Raw genomic sequence first — 2,214 nt, 5'->3', positions numbered from 1 at the left:
GTGCCGCCGGGCCGGCGCCGGGGCGGTCACCGCGGTCGTCCCGTACTTCGGGTACGCCCGGCGGGGCGAGCGCATCATCGCCCACGTGGTGGAACACCCCGCCTACCCGTTCTCGGCGGACGAGCTGCGCCGGCATTGCGAACGCTTTCTGTCGCACTACAAGGTGCCCTCCGAGTTCCTGCCCCGGACGGAGCTGCCCCGGAACATGCTGGGCAAAGTCGTCCGGCAGCGGCTGCGGGACGAGTTCGCCGCCTCGTCGGCGCAGCGGATGGGCCCCGCGCGGAGTGGTTGACTGGTCGCGTGCAAACCGAGACCGTCCAGTCAGGGCTCTTCACGCGGCTCGCCGAGATCGGGCGTCAGAGGGCCACCCAGGACGGACGGCCGGAGACCTTGTACGACCGGCACGGTGTGCTCGTCGTCCGCGTCGGCGACGTGGTCGTGAAGGCGCACCAGGCCGACCGGGAACACGGCTCCCCCCTCCTCGCCCGGATAGCGCTGGCGGAGGCCCTGCCCGATCTGGTCGTCGGCGCCTTGGGGCCGCCGCTCACCGTGGACGGCCGCACGGTCACGCTCTCGGCGTTCGGTGAGCCGGTGGATCCTGCCGGGGAACTCCCCTGGGAGGAGGGCGCCCGGCTCCTGGCGGCGCTGCACGCGGTGCCCGTCCCGGCCGACGCGCCGCCGTGGGGACGTCCGACCCGCGTGGCGCGCCTGGTCTCCCGCCTGCAGGACGGCCCCGCCGCGGACGCGGTGCGCCGCGCGTTCGCCACTCTCCCCGCCTGGATACGCGGCGAGGAGAAGGAGCCCGAGGAGCGCTCCCGCTGCCTCATCCACGGCGACTGGCATCTGGGCCAGATGGTCCGCGCACCGGACGGGCGGTGGCGGCTCATCGACATCGAGGACCTCGGCTCGGGCGACCCCGCATGGGACCTCGCGCGGCCCGCGGCGCTCTACTCCGGCGGGGTTCTCCCGCCGCGGGACTGGGAGCGCTTCCTGGGCGCCTACAGGGAGGCGGGGGGCCCGGCCGTGCCCGTGCAGGGCGATCCCTGGACGGCCCTGGACGTACCCGCGCGAAGTCTTGCGATCCAGATCGCGGCCACGTGCGTCATATCCGCGGGGAGGGAAGATCGGCCGCTCGACGGCGCGGAGCAGGCGATGGTCGACGCCTGCGTGAGAATATCCGCGGCGGGGGACGCGGCATGACGTGGCGCCCAACCTGTCCTACATTTAGCCTCTACCTGGGGATCCATACCGGAAGGATGACAAGGCGATGCACTGCCCTAAATGTCGTGGCGTGATGCGGACCTACACCCGCAGCGGCGTCCACATCGAGCAATGTGACAGCTGCCGGGGCATCTTCCTCGACTACGGCGAGCTCGAGGCCCTGAGCCAGATGGAGTCGCAGTACCGGGCGGCGCCCCCGCCCGCCGCGGCGCCCGGCTGGGGCGCCCCGGCGCCGGCGGTCCACCACCATCACCACGGCGGGCACCACCGCCCGCACCACGGCAGCGTGTTCCACATGCTCTTCTCGACCTGACCCGCGGCCACGGCCCGCCCCGAGGGCGGCGGGCCGTGGCGCGCGGAACGGTCACAGGCGCGGGTCCACCGGCTCCGACTCCAGCGCCAGGACGGCGAAGACCGCCTGGTGGACGCGCCACAGCGGCTCCCCGCCGGCGAGCCGGTCGAGGGCCTCGACGCCCAGCGCGTGCTCCCGCATCGCCAGCGACCGCTTGCGCCCGAGCGACCTGCGGCGCAGCCGTTCGAGGTGCTCGGGCTCGCGGTAGTCGGGCCCGTAGATGATGCGCAGGTACTCCGGCCCCCGGCACTTGACGCCGGGCTGCACCTTGGCGCCCTCCGGAAGCGGGCCCAGCGGCTTGACGACCATGCCCTCGCCGCCCGCCGCGGTGAGCTTCTCCCACCACTCGGCGGCCGCGGCCTCCGACTCCGGCGCCCCCAGGTCGACGGTCATCGACCCCGTCCGCTGGACGAGCCCGCTCGCGTCGCCGTCCGCCAGCCGCCCGGCCACGGACATGTGCCACTCGTGGTCGCGCAGGACCGCCCACGAGCGGCCCTCCCCCGCGAGGACCTGGAACGGCGCGAACCGCACGCCGGTCAGCCCGTCCACCGGCCAGCAGTAGCGCGCGTACGCGTCGCGGAACCGGAACGCGTTCGCGGCCCGCCGGTCGACGCGCTCGCGCAGCCCGCCGAGGTCGAGCC

At 74.3% G+C, this 2,214-nt stretch carries 2 protein-coding genes and 2 pseudogenes; 3 read left to right on the top strand and 1 reads right to left on the bottom strand.

Annotation, left to right across the window (positions count from 1 at the left end; genetic code table 11):
- The 3 genes and pseudogenes from AB0C69_RS41510 to AB0C69_RS41500 form a co-directional block, all read left to right on the top strand.
- Window positions 1-292: pseudogene (locus tag AB0C69_RS41510) on the top strand (hypothetical protein); the annotation flags it as partial.
- Window positions 293-300: 8 nt separating this feature from the next.
- Window positions 301-1,200, top strand: coding sequence for an aminoglycoside phosphotransferase family protein (locus AB0C69_RS41505; RefSeq protein WP_360362255.1), 900 nt, complete (start codon window positions 301-303; stop codon window positions 1,198-1,200).
- A 67-nt stretch (window positions 1,201-1,267) separates the two neighbouring features.
- Window positions 1,268-1,534 carry a zf-TFIIB domain-containing protein gene (locus tag AB0C69_RS41500; protein WP_345184869.1) on the top strand — a complete coding sequence of 89 codons (267 nt, stop codon included), beginning with the start codon at window positions 1,268-1,270 and terminating at the stop codon, window positions 1,532-1,534.
- Window positions 1,535-1,585: 51 nt separating this feature from the next.
- On the opposite strand, the pseudogene AB0C69_RS41495 reads toward AB0C69_RS41500, so the two are convergent.
- Window positions 1,586-2,214, bottom strand: a pseudogene (locus AB0C69_RS41495) (polynucleotide kinase-phosphatase); the annotation flags it as partial.

The sequence above is a fragment of the Actinomadura sp. NPDC048032 genome, assembly GCF_040653175.1.
Taxonomy (GTDB): domain Bacteria; phylum Actinomycetota; class Actinomycetes; order Streptosporangiales; family Streptosporangiaceae; genus Spirillospora; species Spirillospora verrucosospora.
The sequence above is the reverse complement of the archived record's forward strand: the minus strand, read 5'-3'. Positions and strand labels throughout refer to the sequence as shown.

Excerpts from the sequence above, each read along its gene's own strand:
- AB0C69_RS41500 (WP_345184869.1), top strand. The coding sequence starts at position 1,268 with ATGCACTGCCCTAAATGTCGTGGCGTGATGCGGACCTACACCCGCAGC.